Raw genomic sequence first — 18,132 nt, forward strand, 5'->3', positions numbered from 1 at the left:
TAGCTTGCTGTTCATGGCCTCCCGGACCGCGCATCCCGTACTCGACACCCGTTCACTGAACCGTGCCACGCTCGCACGCCAGCTGCTCCTGAGCCGCGCCGCAATGTCCGCGCAGGACGCCGTGGCCCACCTGCTCGGGCTGCAGGCGCAGAACGTGAAGCCGCCCTACTTCCAGCTGCACGCACGGCTCGCCGGATTCCGGCCCGCCGAGCTCGCGGAGCTGATGGAGTCCCGGCAGGTGGTCCGGATGGTCACCATGCGGTCCACCATCCATACCCACACCGCGCACGACGCGCTGATCCTGCGGCCGTTGGTCCAGGGCGCCCGGGACCGGGAGGTCAACTACTTCCGCAAGGGCCTCGTCGGAGTGGATCTGGAGCGGCTCGGCGAGCTCGCGCGGGCGTTCGTCGAAGCCGAGCCCCGCACGATGGGCGAGATCCGGCAGGAGCTGCTCACGCAGTGGCCGGACGCCGATCCGCAGGCCCTGTCCGTCGCCGCGCGGTGCCGGCTCCCGCTCGTCCAGGTCACGCCCCGCGGGGTGTGGGGACGCAGCGGGCAGGTACGGCTCACCACCGTGGAGCAGTGGCTCGACGCGCCCGCCGTCCCGGCCCCGCAGACCGTGGACGACGTCGTACTGCGCTACCTCGGCGCCTTCGGGCCCGCCTCCGTCAAGGACATGCAGGTCTGGGCCGGGTTGACCCGGCTGCGGGAGGCCTTCGAGCGGCTGCGCCCGCAGCTGGCCGTCTTCCGCGACGAGAACGGCGTCGAGCTGTTCGACCTGCCCGGCGCGCCCCGGCCCGACGCCGACACGCCGGCACCGCCCCGCTTCCTCCCGGAGTTCGACAACCTGCTGCTCTCCCACGCCGACCGCACCCGTGTGGTCGCCCCCGAGATCAAGGGGCGCACCTGGACCGGGAACCAGGCCCACTGCACCCTCCTCGTCGACGGGTTCCTCGCCGGGCTGTGGCGGCTCAAGGAGGGGACGCTGACCGTCGAGCTCTTCGGGAAGGTGTCGAAGAAGGACAAGGAAGGGATCGTCGCCGAGGGGGAGCGGTTGGTCGCCGGCATGACGGACCAGGGCGGCAGCCGCGGCTCCGTGCGCTTCGGGTCAATCAGCGGCTGACGCCGCTCTGGTGGGGCGTACGGCAGGCACGGCACGATGCCTCCCATGACGCACAACAGCCCCGAGAACGCCCCGAACGCCGAGAACGCTGAAAACGCCGAGGCCGGCCACACCAACAGCGACGCCACCGCCGCGTTCCTGGCCGCACGCGACTTCCTGCTCGAACGCCGCGGGGACTACGAAGCCGCCCACGCCGGATTCACCTGGCCCCGGCCCGAGCGCTTCAACTGGGCCCTGGACTGGTTCGACCACATCGCCACCGGCAACGGCGCCGACGCCCTGTGCATCGTCGAGGAGGACGGCACCAGCAGGTCCGTCTCCTTCGGGGAGCTGGCCGTACGGTCCGACTCCGCCGCCAACTGGCTGCGGGACCAGGGGGTCGCGGCCGGCGACCGGGTCCTGGTCATGCTCGGCAACCAGCGCGAGCTGTGGGAGGTGATGCTCGGCGCGATGAAGCTGCGCGCCGTCGTCATCCCCGCCACCCCGCTGCTCGGCGCGGCGGACCTGCGCGACCGGATCGAGCGCGGTCACGTACGGCACGTCATCGTCCGCGCCGAGGACGCCGGCAAGTTCGACGAGGTCCCCGGCACCTACACCCGGATCGCCGCCGGAGCCGACGTACCCACGGGATGGCGCCGGCTCGAGGACATGTACGCGGCCGACAGCCACTTCCGCCCGGACGGCGAGACCCTGGCGACCGACCCGCTGATGCTGTACTTCACCTCCGGGACCACCGCCCGCCCCAAGCTCGTCGAGCACACGCACGCCTCGTACCCCATCGGGCACCTGTCCACCATGTACTGGCTCGGGCTGCGCCCCGGCGACGTGCACCTGAACATCGCCTCGCCCGGCTGGGCCAAGCACGCCTGGTCCAACCTCTTCGCCCCGTGGAACGCCGGCGCCACCGTCTTCGTCCACAACTACACCCGCTTCGACGCCGAGCGGCTGATGGCCGAAATGGACCGGCACGGCGTGACCACCTTCTGCGCCCCGCCCACCGTATGGCGGATGCTGATCCAGTCCGACCTCACCAAGCTCCGCACCCCTCCGCGCGAGGCCGTCGCCGCGGGCGAGCCGCTCAACCCCGAGGTCATCGAGAAGGTCCGCGAGGCCTGGGGCGTCACCATCCGCGACGGCTTCGGCCAGACCGAGACCACCCTCCAGGTCGGCAACTTCCCGGGGGTCCCCGTCAAGCCCGGGTCGATGGGGCGCCCGGCGCCCGGGTACGAGATCGTGCTGCTCGACCCCGTCACCGGCAAGGAGTCCCCCGACGAGGGCGAACTCTGCGTGGACCTGCGCACCCGCCCCGCCGGGGTGATGACGGGCTACCGCGACGACCCCGAGCGCACCGCCGAGGCCATGGCGGACGGGCTGTACCGCACCGGCGACATCGCTTCGCGCGACGAGGCCGGGTACCTCACCTACGTGGGGCGCTCGGACGACGTCTTCAAGGCCTCCGACTACAAGATCAGCCCGTTCGAGCTGGAGAGCGCCCTGCTGGAGCACGAGGCCGTCGCCGAAGCCGCCGTGGTCCCGGCCCCCGACCCGCTGCGGCTGGCCGTGCCGAAGGCGTACATCGCGCTCGCCGCCGGCTGGGAGCCCGGGCCGGAGACCGCGCGGGCGCTGTTCGCGCACTCCCGTGCCGTGCTGTCCCCGTACAAGAGGATCCGCCGCATCGAGTTCGCGGAGCTCCCCAAGACCGTGTCCGGCAAGATCCGCCGGGTGGAGCTCCGGGAGCTCACCGCGGCCGGCTCGGGGGCGGAGTACGACGAGGCCGAGCTCGGCTGACTCCGGTCCTGGCGCTGCGGGGGGCGGGCCGGCCGTGCGGTCGGCCCTCCCCCGTACGGCCTAAGCCGGCAGCTGCGCCTCGATCGCGGCGATGACCTCGGGGGACTCGGGCTCGGTGCGCGGACGGAAGCGCGCCACGACCTCGCCGGCCGGGGAGATCAGGAACTTCTCGAAGTTCCACTGGATGTCGCCCGCCTCGCCGTCGGCGTCCGGGGTCTTCACGAGCTCCTGGTACAGCGGGTGCCGGTTCTCGCCGTTGACCTCGGTCTTCTCCAGCATCGGGAACGTCACGCCGAAACCTGCCGCGCAGAAGGTCGCGATGTCCTCGGCGTTGCCGGGCTCCTGCTCGCCGAACTGGTTGCAGGGCACACCGACGACGGTGAAGCCCTTCTCCTCGTACTTGAACTGCAGCCGGGCCAGTCCCGAGTACTGCGGGGTGAGACCGCACTGCGAAGCGGTGTTCACCAGCAGGACCGCCTTGCCCTTGTGGGCCGCCAGGCTGGTGGGCTCGTCGGACAGGGTGGTCAGCGGGATGTCGTACAGGCTCATCGGGCTCTCCTCGGCAGGGACAGGGGCAGGCGCGCAGGCAGGCGAGCGGCACACAAGCAGGCGAGCGGGCACGCAGGCAAGCAACCAACGGATACGGATGTGTGTTCCGAGCCTACGTCCTGCCCGGGGCGGCCTGATCGGCAAGAGGCCCCCGGCTACGCCCCCGCGCCCACCAGCCGCTCCGCCGTGTCGTTGACCGGCTGCGGCATGCCCGTGAGGTCCATGACGAACAGCGGTATCCCGAGGTCGTCCGCGCGGGAGCGGGCGTCCTCCGTATATCCGGCGAGCGCGAAGTAGACGCTGGTGGCGGAGGCCGTCAGTCCGTTCAGCCAGACGCACTCCACGGCCCGCAGCCCGGCCGGTGCGGTGGTCGGGTCCACCTGTGCCACCAGCCCGGGGGCCCGCAGGTCCACGGCCGCCGAGGGGATGGGCCGGCCGTCGGGCTGCCGGACGTCCTGGAAGCCGAGCCACCGCAGGTACAGCGCGGCCGTGGCCACCGCGTCCCGGGCGGTACGGATGGTCACCGGGCGGAACGCCGGCCGCGGCACGGGCGCCGCCGCAGGCTGCCCGGGGGCCGGTCCGGACGTGCCGGCCGCGCCGGAGGATCCGAGGCCCCCGGCCGACCCGCCCCGGCCAGGCGCGCCCGGCCGCCCGGGATCCGCCTCCCGCGGCGCCGGCCCGTGTACGCCGGGACGCGGAGGCAGCCCGTCCCGTACACCGGTCCCGGGCCCGATCCCCGGCCCCGTCCCCCTCTCGGGCTCCACCGGATGCACCGGAACCCGCACCACCGTCCCGCACGAGGCGCATCCCAGCTCGGGGTGCGGCCACTCGCTCACCCGCCCGCAGGCCGTGCACCGCACCGCCACCCAGGCGTCCGACCAGGTGCGGTGCGTCAGCGGCACGGGCGGCGCCGCGAGGTCCAGGGGCGGGATGACCGGGCTTCCGCAGGCGCAGGGGAAGACGGGGGCGGCGTAGCCGTTCTCGCGCAGGCATGCCGGGCAGCGCACCGGTACCGCTTCCGCCATGAGTGCTGGGCCCCCTCCGTCGCTGTGCGTAGGTCCATGCTCCACCACCTGCCACCGACGGGCGAGCATGCCCTCGATTTTCCCCCCAGATTCGGCCGCGTCCCGGTGGTTCGTACAACTCGCTTGCGCGAGACGCGGCATTTGGTGTGTTCCGGGGTCCTGAAGCTTCTTGACGTGCGGGGACTGGCCGCTTAGCTTGTTCCGTATAGCAGAACAAAACTTCCGGATTGTGGAAACGCCCCGGGAAGCAGTCTGACCGCCAGACCCGCAGGAGAACTCGATGCCTCGTATGACAGCCGCCGCCGCTGCAGTGGAGATCCTCAAGCGCGAGGGCGTTTCGCAAGCGTTCGGCGTGCCCGGCGCTGCGATCAACCCGTTCTACCGCGAGCTCAAGAACGTGGGTGGCATCAACCACACCCTCGCCCGCCACGTCGAGGGCGCCTCGCACATGGCCGAGGGCTACACCCGTACCCACCCGGGCAACATCGGTGTCTGCATCGGTACGTCCGGCCCCGCCGGCACCGACATGATCACCGGCCTGTACTCGGCCATCGCGGACTCCATCCCGATCCTGTGCATCACCGGTCAGGCTCCGGTCGCGAAGCTCCACAAGGAGGACTTCCAGGCCGTCGACATCGCCTCGATCGCCAAGCCGGTCACCAAGGCCGCGACCACGGTCCTCGAGGCCGCCCAGGTCCCCGGCGTCTTCCAGCAGGCGTTCTACCTGATGCGCTCCGGCCGTCCGGGCCCGGTCCTGATCGACCTCCCGATCGACGTCCAGCTGACCGAGATCGAGTTCGACCCCGACCTGTACGAGCCGCTGCCCGTGCACAAGCCGGCCGCCACGCGGAAGCAGGCCGAGAAGGCCATCCAGTTCCTGCTGGAGTCCGAGCGTCCGCTGATCGTCGCCGGTGGCGGCATCATCAACGCCGACGCCTCCGACCTGCTGGTCGAGTTCGCCGAGCTGACCGGCGTCCCGGTCATCTCCACCCTCATGGGCTGGGGCGTCATCCCCGACGACCACGAGCTCGCCGCCGGCATGGTCGGTGTCCAGACCTCGCACCGCTACGGCAACGCGACGTTCCTCGAGTCGGACTTCGTCCTCGGCATCGGCAACCGCTGGGCCAACCGTCACACCGGTTACAACCTGGACGCGTACCTGGGCGACCGCAAGTTCGTCCACGTCGACATCGAGCCCACCCAGATCGGCAAGATCTTCGCCCCGGACCTCGGCATCGCCTCCGACGCCAAGGCCGCGCTGGAGATCTTCATCGAGGTCGCCAAGGAGCTCAAGGCCGAGGGCAAGCTGCCCGACTTCAGCGCCTGGGTCGCCTCCCACCTGGAGCGCAAGGCCACGCTGCAGCGCCGTACGCACTTCGACAACATCCCCATGAAGCCGCAGCGCGTCTACGAGGAGATGAACAAGGCCTTCGGCCCGGAGACGCGCTACGTCACCACCATCGGCCTCTCCCAGATCGCCGGCGCGCAGATGCTGCACGTCTTCAAGCCGCGCCACTGGATCAACTGCGGCCAGGCCGGCCCGCTCGGCTGGACCATCCCGGCCGCGCTGGGTGTCGCCACCGCCGACCCGCAGACCCCCGTCGTCGCCCTCTCCGGCGACTACGACTTCCAGTTCATGCTGGAGGAGCTGGCGGTCGGTGCGCAGCACAAGATCCCGTACGTCCACGTCCTGGTGAACAACGCCTACCTCGGCCTGATCCGTCAGGCGCAGGGGGGCCTCGGCATCAACTTCGAGGTCAACCTGGAGTTCGAGAACATCAACGCCCCGGAGCTGGGTGTCTACGGCGTCGACCACGTCAAGGTCGTCGAGGGTCTCGGCTGCAAGGCGATTCGCGTCACCGACCCGAACGAGCTGGGCGCCGCCTTCGAGGAGGCCAAGAAGCTGGCCGCCGAGTACAGCGTCCCGGTGGTCGTCGAGGCCATCCTGGAGCGCGTCACCAACATCTCGATGAGCAAGACGGTCGACATGAGCGACGTCACCGAGTTCGAGGAGCTCGCGACCGAGCCGGGCCACGCCCCGACCGCGATCCGCCCGCTGTCGGTCTGAGGCCCAAGCCGACAGTAACGGCTGCACGTTACGGCCCCCGTCCCTCCACCAGGAGGAACGGGGGCCGTTCTGCATGCCCGACGAAGCCGGCCCGCCGATCAGACCTCCATGCCGAGGCGAGCGGCGCAGCGGCAGGGCCGGCCGCCAACGCGGCCGCCTCACGGCGCAGCTCCCGACGCAGGGCTTCGGCATACTGCTCCGATGGACAGATCAAGGGCCTCGTGGCGCAGTACGACGCACGACTGGGCAGGTTCCGTGGACGCCGGCCACCTGGCCCACATCCGGGAGAACCAGGCCGTGTTCGCCCCCGGAGGGCTTCCGCACCTGATCCTCGAAGTCGTCGCGTACGCGGCCGACGAGGCGCAGTACACCGGCGGGGGACGTTGTACGGTCACGCTCCACGCCGACGACTCGGTGTCCGTGGCGGACGGGGGCCGGGGCACCGACACCCGGTTCGACGAGCACGGTCGGCCGGTGAGGAAGCCGATCATGGCGACGAAAGACCTGCGGTTCTTCGATCACCCCGACGCGCAGATCTTGCCCGACGGAGACCCACGGCGCGGCATGTCCGTCGTCGCGGCGCTCAGCGAGTGGCTCGTCCACACCAACCGCCGCGCGGGCGGAGCCTGGTTCCAGCGCTACGAGCACGGCGTTCCCACGACCGACCTGATGCCGATCGCCGACGACGGCAGTACCGGTACCACCGGTACGACCGTCCACTTCAGCCCCGCCGAAGCCCTGCGCGCAGCGACCGGACCCGCCTCGGACGAACTGGCCGTGCTCACCACGCACTGGCCGCACCTGTCCGTCCAGGTCATCGACCACCGCGCATGACAAAGCGCCGAGTCACGGGACCGTCCGTGACTCGGCGCTTTGGGTGTGACCGCCCGACGGTGCGAGGCTGGCGCGACAGGACATTCGCACCGCCGGGCGGAGTTGAGGTGGCCTCGGACAGAGCCCGACGGCCGGAGGCCGGCGCAGCCGGCCCGATGCCCGCGCAGCGGTGCGAGGACGGCGTCCAGAAGAGGTCGTTCGCACCGCCGGGCGGAGTTGTTGGGGAGGTTGTCCCCATACACAGGGGGCTCTGTGCGTGGCCCCTCTATACAAGGAGTGGCTGGGACCGCGACGGGCGGTGACGAGAGCTTCGGCTTCGTCTCCCTCAGGTCAAGAGACGGGCCTCGGCACCCATTACCACCGCACTGGCTCACACGCCCGTCGCGGTCCTCGTCCGGCCCTTACCGCGTACCACCCCTCATCCGGGTCCGCGGTTCGGGCTCGGCACCCGGGACCTGACCTCCCGCCAGGTCCCCGGTGCAGCTTGTTCGGCTCAGGCGTCGCGCAGGGCGCGGACGGCCTCCTCGACGCGCTTGCCGTAGTCGGCGTCGGCGGCGTGGAAGTGAGCCAGGTTCTTCTCGATGACGTCCTCGAGGGTGACCTGAGACAGGCCGCCGGCGATGTTCGCCACCAGACGCTGCTTCTCGGCCTCCGACATCAGGCGGTAGAGCTCACCGGCCTGGAAGAAGTCGTCGTCCTTGGTGTGGGCCGGGGCCTCGTGGGTGCCCGTGTAGCCGGAGACGGCCTTCGGGGCGCCGAGCGCCAGACCGGTCTCGGCCGGGCCCTGGTACGAGTTGGGCTCGTAGTTCTTGTCGTGGCGCGAGCCGTTGCGCAGCGCCATGACACCGTCGCGGCCGTAGTTCTCGGCCTTCGTCGCCTTCGGGGCGTTGACCGGCAGCACGGTGTGGTTCACACCGAGGCGGTAGCGCTGGGCGTCGGCGTACGCGAAGAGGCGGCCCTGGAGCATCTTGTCCGGCGAGGCGGTGATGCCCGGGACGAAGTTGTTCGGGGAGAACGCGGACTGCTCGACCTCGGCGAAGACGTTGTCCGGGTTGCGGTCGAGGACCAGGCGGCCCACGCGCTGCAGCGGGTAGTCGCTGTGCGGCCACACCTTGGTGAGGTCGAACGGGTTGAAGCGGTAGTCCGCGGCCTCGGCGGCCGGCATGATCTGGACGTAGAGGGTCCAGCTCGGGTTCACACCGCGCTCGATCGCCTGGAGCAGGTCGGTCTGGTGCGAGTTCGCGTCCTTGCCGACGAGCTCGGCGGCCTGCTCGCCCGACAGGCAGCGGATGCCCTGGTTCGTCTTGAAGTGGTACTTGACGAAGAAGGCCTCGCCCTGCGCGTTCGTCCACTGGTACGTGTGCGAGCCGTAGCCGTTCATGTGACGGTACGAGGCGGGGATGCCGCGGTCACCCATCAGCCAGGTGATCTGGTGCGTCGCCTCGGGGGCGTGCGCCCAGAAGTCCCAGACGTTGTCCGGCTCCTGCTTGCCCGTGAAGGGGTCGCGCTTCTGGGAGTGGATGAAGTCGGGGAACTTGATCGGGTCCTTGATGAAGAACACCGGGGTGTTGTTGCCGACGAGGTCGTAGTTGCCCTCTTCGGTGTAGAACTTCAGCGCGAAGCCGCGCGGGTCGCGGACCGCGTCCGCGCCACCCAGCGAGTCGGCCACGGTGGAGAACCGCAGGAAGGTCTCGGTCTTCTTGCCGACCGTGTTCAGGAACGCGGCGCTCGTGTACGCGGTGACGTCGTCGGTCACCTCGAAGTGGCCGTACGCGGCCGAGCCGCGGGCGTGCACCACGCGCTCCGGTATGCGCTCACGGTTGAAGCGGGCAAGCTTCTCGAGCAGCTGCTGGTCCTGGATCAGCAGCGGGCCACCGACGCCGGCGGTGGCGGAGTTCTGGTTGTCGGCGACCGGGGCGCCGGACTCGGTCGTCAGCGTGCGCTTCGACATGGTGACCTTCCGTACGGGAACCTGCTGACGGAAAGCGTCTTCCGTCATACGGAACAGCCTAATTTCAGGCCGAACGCAGCGTCAACAGTTTGTTGAACAAAGATGGAGAGAGGTGATCCGGACGGTGCCGGCGCTTGGGCGCGACAGGACAGGTGTCAGCACCGGCACCATCCGGAAACTCAGGCCCCCCGAGGGGGGAGGAGCGGCGGCCCGGCGAGCGGGCCGCGGGCTCAGATCTGGGCGCCGGAGAGGCGCTCGACGGCGCGCAGCAGGGCCGAGTGGTCCAGGCCGCCGTCACCCTGGGCGCGCAGCGAGGCGACCAACTGGGCGACGACCGCGCCGACCGGCAGGGCCGCACCGACGTTGCGGGCGGCGTCGGTGACGATGCCCATGTCCTTGTGGTGCAGGTCGATCCGGAAACCGGGCTTGAAGTCGCGGTTCAGGAAGTTGTCCTTCTTGCGGGTCAGGACCGTGGAGCCGGCCAGACCGCCGTTGAGGACGTCCAGGGCCGCCTCGAGGTTCACGCCGGACTTCTCGAGGAAGACGACGGCCTCGGCGCACGCCTGGATGTTCACCGCGACGATGAGCTGGTTGGCGGCCTTCACCGTCTGGCCGGAGCCGTGCGGACCGCACAGGACGATGACCTTGCCGAGGGCCTCGAGGACCGGCAGGGCCTCGTCGAAGTCGGCCTGCTCGCCACCCACCATGATCGACAGGACGGCCTCGATGGCGCCGGCCTCGCCGCCGGACACCGGGGCGTCGATGACGCGGATGCCCTTCTCGGCGGCGTTCTTCGCCAGGTCGATGGAGGTCTGCGGGGTGATCGACGACATGTCGATGATCAGCGCGCCGGACTTGGCGTTCTCGAGGATGCCGTTCTCGCCGTAGGAGATGGCCTCGACCTGCGGGGAGGCGGGCACCATCGTGATGATGACGTCGGCGTCCTTGACGGCCTCGGCGATCGAGCCGGCGGCGGCGCCGCCGGCGGCGGCCAGGCGGTCCAGCTTGTCCTGCTCCAGCGTGAAGCCGGTGACCGAGTAGCCGGCCTTCAGGAGGTTCTCGGCCATGGGGGAGCCCATGATTCCGAGGCCGATCCAGGCAATCTTGGGGAGGTTGCTCATGACGAGGATCCTTCTCTTAATGCTTTGTACGAAAAGTGCGTGACGTGCCTGGCTGATCGCCTGGACTTTGTCCGCCTACTGGGCGGCGCGGGCCTCGGCCGGCAGCCACGCGAAGGAGGCGGCAGCGTCGGCGGCCTTGTACTCCAGGCCTACGTAGCCCTCGTATCCGGCCTTCTTCAGCTGGTCGAGCAGCTCCTCGAGGGGCAGCTCGCCGGTGCCGGGGGCACCGCGTCCCGGCTTGTCCGCGATCTGGACGTGCCCGGTCTTGGCGGCGTACTTTTCGATGACCTCGGAGAGGTCCTCGTCGTTCATCGCCAGGTGGTACAGGTCGAGCAGGAACTTGGCGTTCCCGAGGCCGGTGGCCTCGTTCACCTTGTCCACGACCTCGATGCCGGCCGGGGCGCTCACCAGCGGGTAGAGCGGCGACTCGGGCTTGTTGAGGGTCTCGATCAGGAGGATCGCGCCGACGCGGTCCGCGGCCTGGGCCGCCACGACCAGGTTCTTCAGGGCGAGCTCGTCCTGGACGGCCGGGTCCACACCCTCCACCCGGTTGCCGTAGAGGGCGTTCAGCGCCTTGCAGCCGACCGAGGCGGCGAAGTCCGCAGCCACGTTGATGTTGGCGTTGAAGCGGTCCGACTCCTCACCGGGTACCGAGACCGCACCGCGGTCCGGGCCCGGCAGCTGGCCGGCGTAGAAGTTCAGGCCCACCAGCTGGGTGCCGGCGTCCTCAAGAGCCTTCTTGAGGGCGTCGAGCTCCGTCTGAGCGGGGGTGGGGGTCTCGATCCAGGGCCACCACAGCTCGACCGCCGTGAAGCCCGCCGCGGCGGCAGCCGCGGGACGCTCCAGGAGCGGGAGTTCCGTGAAGAGGATCGAAAGGTTCACATCGAAGCGCTGGTCCGTGTATCCCATGAGGGGTGTGCGCTCCTTCCGTATTGCGGAAGTTAGTTTCTGCTTGATGGAAGACTGCATCGGGCTTGTCGTAGATGTCAAGTGCGGACTGCCGGAAAATCGTGACCGGGAGGTAGCTTGACCAGCGTGCGATTGAGAGTGGAGTTCACGACCGAGCCCTTCGATCTCGAAGAGGCCCCTGCCCATGCCGTGGCCGCTCGCGAGGTCATCCAGAAGGCCCAGCTGGACGCGGTGGACGTCGGCCCGTTCGGCAACACCGCCGAGGGTGACGCCGACGAGGTGCTGGCCGCGGTGGCCGCGCTGCTGCGCGACTCGCTGGAGTCCGGGGCCACGCGCGTCTCGCTCCAGGTCAACGTGATCGGGGAGGACACCCCATGACCGAGCCCCGCGACCACCCGTTCGTCACCGCGGTCAAGCCGCTGGTCGACGCGATGGGCGGCGAGCTGATGGATCCGGCCCAGGCCCTGCCCGACGACGTCGTGCTCAGCTGGGAGGGCCAGGACCTGCTGGCCGTACGCCTGCCCCAGCTGTCCGACTCGCTGGACCACATCCTGGCGGCGCTGGAACGCCGGCACGGCGTACCGTTGTCACAGCTCGACCGGAAGTCCAAGCAGGACATCGTCCGGATACTGGAGGCGCGCGGCGCCTTCTCCGTCCGGCACGGCGTGGAGACGGTCGCGGGCGCCCTGGGCGTAAGCCGCTTCACGGTCTACAACTATCTGAACAGGGAAAACCCCAACAAAAACAGCAAGGCGTGAAGCCTGTTTGACCCACTGTGACGAGCCGCCGCCCCATTCATCCGGGCGGCGGCTTTTGTGTACGGGAAGTTTCAACAAAGTGTTGACGCCGTGTTGTCGAGGGCGTTAGCTATGCGCAGCCCGTCAAAGCAACAACAGGCCACGGAGGCCTACCGTGACTTCGAGTCCGACCCCGGGTCTCACCCGGTTCAACGCCTTGGACGACAGCGCGGCCACGGCCGAGCTGCACGAGGTGTGCGCCAGTTCGGCATGGGGGAGCAAGCTGCTCGCCCAGCGCCCCTTCGCCACCGCCGACTCCCTGTTCTCCGCGAACGAGGCCGCCATGGCCGAGCTCACCGCCGAGGACCTGGCCGAGGCGATGGCAGGCCACGCGCCGATCGGCCGGCCGAAGCCGGGAGACCCGACCTCCGCCCGCGAGCAGCGCGGCATGGCCGGCGCCTCGGAAGAGCTCAAGAACGAGCTCCTCGAACTGAACCTGGCGTACCAGGAGAAGTTCGGCCACGTCTTCCTCATCTGCGCCACCGGTGCGACCGGTGCGTTCATGCGGGACGCGGTCAAGGTCCGGATCGAGAACTCGCCGGAGCAGGAGCGGGAAATCGCCCGCGGCGAGCTCGTCAAGATCAACAAGATCCGCCTGACCCGCCTCGTCGAACTCGCAGAAGAAGGAGCGTGAGCATGAGCACCGCAACCACCGCGTCGGTGTCCACGCACATCCTGGACACCAGCATCGGCAAGCCCGCCGAGGGCGTCGCCATCTCCCTGTCGGCCCGTACGGGTCCGGGCGGCGAGTGGGCGGCCCTGGGCGGCTCCGCCACCGATGCGGACGGGCGCTGCAAGGACCTGCCGGCGCTGCCGGAGGGCACCACCCACGTACGTCTCGACTTCGAGACCGAGACGTACTTCGAGAAGAAGCAAGCCGAGGCGCAGCAGGACGCCCCCCGCGTAAGGGACAGCGGTGCGTTCTTCCCCGAGGTCACCATCACCTTCGCGGTGAACCCGGGCGAGCATTACCACGTACCGCTGCTGCTCAACCCGTTCGGCTACTCCGTTTACCGAGGGAGCTAGCATGGCCACGATTCTGGGCCAGAACCAGTACGGCAAGGCAGAGAACCGCGTCGTCAAGATCACGCGGGACGGCGACACCCACCACATCAAGGACCTGAACGTCTCGGTCGCCCTCTCCGGGGACATGGACGATGTGCACTACTCCGGCTCGAACGCCAACGTCCTTCCGACGGACACCACCAAGAACACGGTGTACGCGTTCGCCAAGGAGTACGGCATCGAGTCCGCCGAGCAGTTCGGCATCCACCTGGCGCGCTGGTTCGTGAACAGCCAGGAGCCGATCCAGAAGGCGCGCATCCGGATCGAGGAGTACTCCTGGTCCCGGATCGCCACCTCGGACGCCAACTCCAAGTTCATCGGCTCCGACGAGGTGAACCACTCCTTCGTCCGTAACGGCGGCGAGACCCGCGTCACCCAGATCACGTACGACGGCAAGAACTGGGAGGTCATCTCCGGCCTCAAGGACCTCGTCGTCATGAACTCCACGAACTCCGAGTTCTGGGGTTACGTGAAGGACAAGTACACGACCCTGAAGGAAGCGTACGACCGCATCCTCGCCACCCAGGTGTCGGCCCGTTGGCGCTTCAGCTGGTCGGACGACGACCAGCGGATGCCCAACTGGGAGAAGTCCTACGCCGAGACCAGGAAGCACATGCTCCAGGCCTTCGCGGAGACCTACTCCCTCTCGCTGCAGCAGACCCTGTACCAGATGGGTTCGCGCATCATCAACCACCGTTCGGAGATCGACGAGGTCCGCTTCTCGCTCCCGAACAAGCACCACTTCCTCGTCGACCTGGAGCCCTTCGGCCTCAAGAACGACAACGAGGTCTACTTCGCCGCGGACCGCCCGTACGGTCTGATCGAGGCCACGGTCCTGCGGGACGGCGTTGACGCCCGCATCCCCGTGGACATGACCAACCTCTGACACGGCACGCGCGTCCCGGGGCTCCGCAGTGGCCCCGGGACGGCGCGACACGCTTCAACTTCCTGAATCGGCACCCGGACGCACCACGCGGGACGGCAGTACTGTCAGCTGTCGAGGTCCCAGGCTCCGGCACTCAAATCCCCTGGGCCCTGCCGTGCCCGCACCGCCACTGAAAGCACGAGGAAGTCCCATGGCAGCATCGGCAGCGCATGACGGCGCCGTAGAGCGCATCGTCATCGAGAACTGTGCGATTGCGACCGTCGACGCGAACGACACCGAGTACGCATCGGGCCACGTTGTCGTCGCCGGCAACAAGATCGAGTCCATCGGTGCGGGCAAAGCCCCCGAGAACCTCGACAATGTGGTCCGCCGCATCGACGGCACGGGTCACCTCGTCACCCCGGGCCTGGTCAACACGCACCACCACTTCTACCAGTGGATCACCCGCGGTCTGGCCACCGACCACAACCTCTTCAACTGGCTCGTCGCGCTGTACCCGACGTGGGCGCGCATCGACGAGCAGATGGCCTACACGGCCGCCCAGGGCTCCCTGGCGATGATGGCCAAGGGCGGCGTCACCACCGCCATGGACCACCACTACGTCTACCCCAAGGGCTCCGGCGACCTCTCCGGCGCGATCATCCGCGCCGCGTCCGAGATGGGCGTCCGCTTCACCCTTGCCCGCGGCTCCATGGACCGCAGCAAGAAGGACGGCGGCCTGCCCCCGGACCACGCCGTCGAGACCCTCGAGGGTGCGCTCGCCGACACCGAGGCGACCGTCAAGAAGCACCACGACTACTCCTTCGACGCGATGACCCAGGTCGCCGTCGCCCCCTGCTCGCCCTTCTCGGTCTCCACCGAGCTGCTGAAGCAGGGCGCCGAGCTGGCCCGCCGCCTCGGTGTGCGCATGCACACGCACGGCAGCGAGACCGTCGAGGAAGAGCAGTTCTGCAAGGAACTGTTCGGCATGGGCCCGACCGACTACTTCGAGTCGACCGGCTGGCTCGGCGAGGACGTGTGGATGGCGCACAGCGTCCACATGAACGACTCCGACATCGCCGCGTTCGCCCGCACCAAGACCGGCGTCGCGCACTGCCCGTCCTCCAACGCCCGTCTGGCCGCCGGCATCGCCCGCGTCCCGGACATGCTCGCCGCCGGCGTCCCGGTCGGCCTCGGCGTGGACGGCACCGCCTCGAACGAGTCCGGCGAGCTGCACACCGAGCTGCGCAACGCGCTGCTGATCAACCGGCTGAACCCGGTCCACCGCGAGGCCGCCCTCAACGCGCGCCAGGCGCTGCGCCTCGGTACGTACGGCGGCGCCCAGGTCCTCGGCCGCGCCGACAACATCGGCTCGCTCGAGGTCGGCAAGTGCGCCGACCTGGTGATGTGGAACCTGAGCACCCTGGCCCACTCGTCCATCGCCGACCCGGTCACCGCGCTGGTCTTCGGTGCGGCCGCCCCGGTCACCCTCTCCCTGGTCAACGGCAAGCAGATCGTCGAGAACAACCGACTGCTCTTCGCCGACGAGGACGCCATCGCGGTGTCCACCCGGGAAGAGGCCCAGCGCCTCGCGCGGATCTCCGCGCAGGGCTGATCCCACGGAGTCCGGCCGGGGGGGACGGCCCCCGGCCGGCGGTCGCGGACCCGAGCGGGGTCCGCGGCAGCCGTTCCCGGGAAGCGCCCGAGGTTTCCGAGGGTGCTCCCGGGGCGGTGACTCGTGCCACTGCTTCTGGAAACGACTCGGGCGAATCGTTTCTGCATGCCTTCACGCAACTGAACAAGAGATCGACTCGCACAGCTTTCGCACCACCTCCATGACACCCACGTCCCTGCCGACGTGTTACCCGACCGGAGGAAGCCGTGGCCAAGACGCCCAGGTTTCGCACAGATGCTGTCGCAGTACCGGAGGAGAAGCACCCGGTCGACGAGACCCTCCCTCCGCTGAAAATGTTCACGAGCGGCCTCCAGCACGTGGCCGCCATGTACGCGGGTGTCGTCGCCCCACCCATGATCGTCGGCCCTGCCGTCGGACTCTCCGCCACCGAGACCGCGTTCCTGATGGGCGCCTCGCTCTTCACCGCGGGCCTCGCCACCCTCCTCCAGACCCTCGGTTTCTGGAAGATCGGCGCCAAACTCCCCTTCGTCAACGGCGTTTCGTTCGCCGGTGTGACCCCGATGATCGCCATAGGCAAGGGTGAGGGCGCGGACGCCGTCCCCGTCATCTTCGGCGCGATCATCGTCGCCGGGCTCGTCGGCTTCTTCGCCGCCCCGTACTTCGGGAAGCTCGTCCGCTTCTTCCCGCCCGTGGTCACCGGTACGGTCATCACCCTGATCGGCGTGTCCCTGCTGCCGGTGGCCTTCAACTGGTCCCAGGGCGGCAACCGCACCGCGACCGACTACGGCTCGATGAAGAACATCGGCATGGCCGCCGTCACCCTCGTGATCGTCCTGCTGATGCGCAAGTTCCTGCGCGGCTTCCTCCAGCAGATCTCGATCCTGCTCGGCCTGGTCGCGGGAACGCTGATCGCCCTCCCGCTCGGCATGACCAGCTTCGACAGCGTCAGGAACGCCTCCCTGGTGGGTTTCCCGACCCCGTTCCACTTCGGCGCCCCGCAGTTCCAGGCCGCCGCCATCGTCTCCATGTGCATCGTCATGCTGGTCTGCATGACCGAGTCCACCGCCGACATCCTGGCGCTGGGCAAGATCGTCGGCCGCCCGGCGGACGCGAAGACCATCGAGGGCGGGCTGCGCGCCGACACCCTCGGCAGCGCGCTCAGCCCGCTGTTCAACGGCTTCATGTGCAGCGCCTTCGCGCAGAACATCGGGCTCGTGGCGATGACCAAGGTGCGCAGCCGGTTCGTCGTCGCCGCGGGCGGCGGCATCCTGATCCTGCTGGGCCTGTGCCCGGTCGCCGCCTCCGTCATCGGAGTGGTCCCGCTGCCGGTCCTCGGCGGCGCGGGCATCGTCCTGTTCGGTTCGGTCGCGGCCAGCGGGATCCAGACCCTGGCGGGCGCGGCCATGGAGAAGGGCGAGAACGCCCTGATCGTCGCCGCCTCGGTGGGCATCGGCCTGATCCCGATCGCGGCACCGGACTTCTACCACGCGTTCCCGAAGGACCTGCTGGTCGTCCTGGATTCGGGCATCAGCACCGGCTGCGTGGTGGCCATCGCGCTCAACCTGGCCTTCAACCACTTCGGTGCCGGGCGGGCCGCGGCGGCCGCCCCGGAACCCGTACCGGTGCACTGACCGACCCGTACCGGGTCCGACCTGCCACGACCGGTGCGTACGCCACCCACTGCGGGTGTGGCGTACGCACCGGACGTCTTTCCGCACCCGCCCGGGCGGGGGGAGTCAGCCGGCGGTACCGGGGGACGGGGGCGTCCAGAGCATCAGGTTGCTCATCAGCTCGGCCTGCTCGATCGCGTCGTCGAGCGCGTGGTGGGTGTGCCGACGGCGGGAGAGCAGTTCCTTCGGCATCCGCCCCTTGACGGCTGCGCGCAGCGGGACCCGCGCCTTCGCCGCGTACAGCGTCTTCATGTCGAGGCAGCCGGAGTGCCCGAAGGGGCTGTCGCCGCCGAACCGCATCAAGTACCAGTACAGGAAGGTCCAGTCGAAGGAGGCCGGGTAGCCGCACATCACGGGCTGGGCCCCGACGGACACTTCCCGCACCCAGGTTCGGAACTCGGCCATGGCCGCCGCGGGTTCGGCGCCCTCCCGGGCCAGCCGGTCCCGGTCGAGGCCGCTGACGGCGAGCGCCTCGGGGACGTACTCGTCGCTGATCGGCCGGAGTTCGCGGTAGAAGGTGTGCTGCTCGGGGTCGGCGGCCGTATACGAACTGCCGTCCTGGCGGCCCGCGACGGCGGCCCCGAAGCTGATCATCGAGTACGGGCCGGGGATCGGGCCGTCGGCCTCGACGTCGACGGAGATGTAGAGGCTGGGACGTGCGGTACGGGCTGGCATGAGCGGGATCATGCCAGCCCGCGCCGCTCCGATCATCCGGTTTCCCGGCGCGACCG

The 18,132-nt window shown here is 69.3% G+C and carries 17 protein-coding genes; 11 read left to right on the forward strand and 6 right to left on the reverse strand.

Annotation, left to right across the window (positions count from 1 at the left end; translation table 11 throughout):
- Nucleotides 1-13: 13 nt before the first annotated feature.
- Nucleotides 14-1,123 (forward strand): winged helix DNA-binding domain-containing protein, encoded by a 1,110-nt coding sequence (locus ACZ49B_RS27510; protein ID WP_468310999.1) that lies wholly within the window; start codon nt 14-16, stop codon nt 1,121-1,123.
- 45 nt (nt 1,124-1,168) lie between these two features.
- On the forward strand, nt 1,169-2,911 hold the full coding sequence (locus tag ACZ49B_RS27515; RefSeq protein ID WP_468311001.1) for an AMP-binding protein: 1,743 nt from the start codon (nt 1,169-1,171) through the stop codon (nt 2,909-2,911).
- Between the two features lie 60 nt (nt 2,912-2,971).
- Here ACZ49B_RS27515 and ACZ49B_RS27520 read toward each other — a convergent pair whose 3' ends face one another.
- Both ACZ49B_RS27520 and ACZ49B_RS27525 read right to left on the reverse strand, forming a co-directional pair.
- Nucleotides 2,972-3,460 (reverse strand): glutathione peroxidase, encoded by a 489-nt coding sequence (locus ACZ49B_RS27520; protein ID WP_468311002.1) that lies wholly within the window; start codon nt 3,458-3,460, stop codon nt 2,972-2,974.
- A 155-nt stretch (nt 3,461-3,615) separates the two neighbouring features.
- Entirely contained in the window at nt 3,616-4,485 is an 870-nt protein-coding gene (locus ACZ49B_RS27525) for a hypothetical protein (RefSeq protein WP_468311004.1), read from the reverse strand.
- Nucleotides 4,486-4,765: 280 nt separating this feature from the next.
- On the opposite strand from ACZ49B_RS27525, the gene gcl reads away from it, so the two are divergent.
- On the forward strand, nt 4,766-6,553 hold the full coding sequence (gene gcl / locus ACZ49B_RS27530) for a glyoxylate carboligase (RefSeq protein WP_468311006.1): 1,788 nt from the start codon (nt 4,766-4,768) through the stop codon (nt 6,551-6,553).
- 201 nt (nt 6,554-6,754) lie between these two features.
- Nucleotides 6,755-7,387 (forward strand): ATP-binding protein, encoded by a 633-nt coding sequence (locus tag ACZ49B_RS27535; RefSeq protein WP_468311007.1) that lies wholly within the window; start codon nt 6,755-6,757, stop codon nt 7,385-7,387.
- 493 nt (nt 7,388-7,880) lie between these two features.
- Here the strand turns inward: ACZ49B_RS27535 and ACZ49B_RS27540 are convergent, their stop codons facing one another.
- The 3 genes from ACZ49B_RS27540 to ACZ49B_RS27550 all read right to left on the reverse strand — a co-directional run bounded on the left by ACZ49B_RS27540 (nt 7,881) and on the right by ACZ49B_RS27550 (nt 11,368).
- Nucleotides 7,881-9,338 carry a catalase gene (locus tag ACZ49B_RS27540; protein WP_468311114.1) on the reverse strand — a complete coding sequence of 486 codons (1,458 nt, stop codon included), beginning with the start codon at nt 9,336-9,338 and terminating at the stop codon, nt 7,881-7,883.
- A gap of 230 nt (nt 9,339-9,568) precedes the next feature.
- A complete protein-coding gene (locus ACZ49B_RS27545) occupies nt 9,569-10,459 on the reverse strand; it encodes a 2-hydroxy-3-oxopropionate reductase (protein ID WP_468311008.1) in 891 nt (296 codons plus the stop codon).
- A gap of 75 nt (nt 10,460-10,534) precedes the next feature.
- A complete protein-coding gene (locus ACZ49B_RS27550) occupies nt 10,535-11,368 on the reverse strand; it encodes a TIM barrel protein (RefSeq protein ID WP_468311010.1) in 834 nt (277 codons plus the stop codon).
- A 126-nt stretch (nt 11,369-11,494) separates the two neighbouring features.
- Here ACZ49B_RS27550 and ACZ49B_RS27555 point away from each other — a divergent pair, with 126 nt between their 5' ends.
- From ACZ49B_RS27555 to ACZ49B_RS27585, 7 genes are all read left to right on the forward strand, one after another.
- A complete protein-coding gene (locus ACZ49B_RS27555) occupies nt 11,495-11,746 on the forward strand; it encodes a thiamine-binding protein (RefSeq protein WP_053785703.1) in 252 nt (83 codons plus the stop codon).
- Nucleotides 11,743-12,126, forward strand: a complete 384-nt coding sequence (locus ACZ49B_RS27560) for a helix-turn-helix domain-containing protein (RefSeq protein ID WP_468311012.1) — start codon at nt 11,743-11,745, stop codon at nt 12,124-12,126. The genes ACZ49B_RS27555 and ACZ49B_RS27560 overlap by 4 nt, the downstream gene beginning before the upstream one ends.
- A gap of 154 nt (nt 12,127-12,280) precedes the next feature.
- Nucleotides 12,281-12,799: a 2-oxo-4-hydroxy-4-carboxy-5-ureidoimidazoline decarboxylase gene (uraD, locus tag ACZ49B_RS27565; protein WP_468311014.1), complete on the forward strand. Its 519-nt coding sequence runs from the start codon at nt 12,281-12,283 to the stop codon at nt 12,797-12,799.
- 2 nt (nt 12,800-12,801) lie between these two features.
- Nucleotides 12,802-13,191 (forward strand): hydroxyisourate hydrolase, encoded by a 390-nt coding sequence (gene uraH, locus ACZ49B_RS27570; protein ID WP_468311016.1) that lies wholly within the window; start codon nt 12,802-12,804, stop codon nt 13,189-13,191.
- A 1-nt stretch (nt 13,192) separates the two neighbouring features.
- Nucleotides 13,193-14,116: a factor-independent urate hydroxylase gene (gene pucL / locus ACZ49B_RS27575; protein WP_254381168.1), complete on the forward strand. Its 924-nt coding sequence runs from the start codon at nt 13,193-13,195 to the stop codon at nt 14,114-14,116.
- A gap of 190 nt (nt 14,117-14,306) precedes the next feature.
- Entirely contained in the window at nt 14,307-15,710 is a 1,404-nt protein-coding gene (locus ACZ49B_RS27580; protein WP_327361246.1) for an 8-oxoguanine deaminase, read from the forward strand.
- 266 nt (nt 15,711-15,976) lie between these two features.
- Nucleotides 15,977-17,362 carry a nucleobase:cation symporter-2 family protein gene (locus tag ACZ49B_RS27585; protein ID WP_468311019.1) on the forward strand — a complete coding sequence of 462 codons (1,386 nt, stop codon included), beginning with the start codon at nt 15,977-15,979 and terminating at the stop codon, nt 17,360-17,362.
- A 105-nt stretch (nt 17,363-17,467) separates the two neighbouring features.
- On the opposite strand, the gene ACZ49B_RS27590 is transcribed toward ACZ49B_RS27585, so the two are convergent.
- Complete coding sequence (locus ACZ49B_RS27590) at nt 17,468-18,076, reverse strand: 3'-5' exonuclease (RefSeq protein WP_468311021.1); 609 nt, start codon at nt 18,074-18,076, stop codon at nt 17,468-17,470.
- Between the last annotated feature and the right edge of the window lie 56 nt (nt 18,077-18,132).

This window comes from Streptomyces sp. NPDC031132 (genome assembly GCF_055570595.1).

What these genes read in the sequence shown, in the direction of transcription:
- ACZ49B_RS27560 (WP_468311012.1), top strand. Translation starts at nt 11,743, where the DNA reads ATGACCGAGCCCCGCGACCACCCGTTCGTCACCGCGGTCAAGCCGCTG.
- ACZ49B_RS27510 (WP_468310999.1), top strand. Translation starts at nt 14, where the DNA reads ATGGCCTCCCGGACCGCGCATCCCGTACTCGACACCCGTTCACTGAAC.
- uraH (WP_468311016.1), top strand. Translation starts at nt 12,802, where the DNA reads ATGAGCACCGCAACCACCGCGTCGGTGTCCACGCACATCCTGGACACC.
- ACZ49B_RS27540 (WP_468311114.1), bottom strand. Translation starts at nt 9,338, where the DNA reads ATGTCGAAGCGCACGCTGACGACCGAGTCCGGCGCCCCGGTCGCCGAC.
- ACZ49B_RS27550 (WP_468311010.1), bottom strand. Translation starts at nt 11,368, where the DNA reads ATGGGATACACGGACCAGCGCTTCGATGTGAACCTTTCGATCCTCTTC.
- ACZ49B_RS27580 (WP_327361246.1), top strand. Translation starts at nt 14,307, where the DNA reads ATGGCAGCATCGGCAGCGCATGACGGCGCCGTAGAGCGCATCGTCATC.
- ACZ49B_RS27545 (WP_468311008.1), bottom strand. Translation starts at nt 10,459, where the DNA reads ATGAGCAACCTCCCCAAGATTGCCTGGATCGGCCTCGGAATCATGGGC.
- ACZ49B_RS27525 (WP_468311004.1), bottom strand. Translation starts at nt 4,485, where the DNA reads ATGGCGGAAGCGGTACCGGTGCGCTGCCCGGCATGCCTGCGCGAGAAC.
- ACZ49B_RS27515 (WP_468311001.1), top strand. Translation starts at nt 1,169, where the DNA reads ATGACGCACAACAGCCCCGAGAACGCCCCGAACGCCGAGAACGCTGAA.
- ACZ49B_RS27520 (WP_468311002.1), bottom strand. Translation starts at nt 3,460, where the DNA reads ATGAGCCTGTACGACATCCCGCTGACCACCCTGTCCGACGAGCCCACC.
- gcl (WP_468311006.1), top strand. Translation starts at nt 4,766, where the DNA reads ATGCCTCGTATGACAGCCGCCGCCGCTGCAGTGGAGATCCTCAAGCGC.
- ACZ49B_RS27535 (WP_468311007.1), top strand. Translation starts at nt 6,755, where the DNA reads ATGGACAGATCAAGGGCCTCGTGGCGCAGTACGACGCACGACTGGGCA.
- pucL (WP_254381168.1), top strand. Translation starts at nt 13,193, where the DNA reads ATGGCCACGATTCTGGGCCAGAACCAGTACGGCAAGGCAGAGAACCGC.
- ACZ49B_RS27590 (WP_468311021.1), bottom strand. Translation starts at nt 18,076, where the DNA reads ATGCCAGCCCGTACCGCACGTCCCAGCCTCTACATCTCCGTCGACGTC.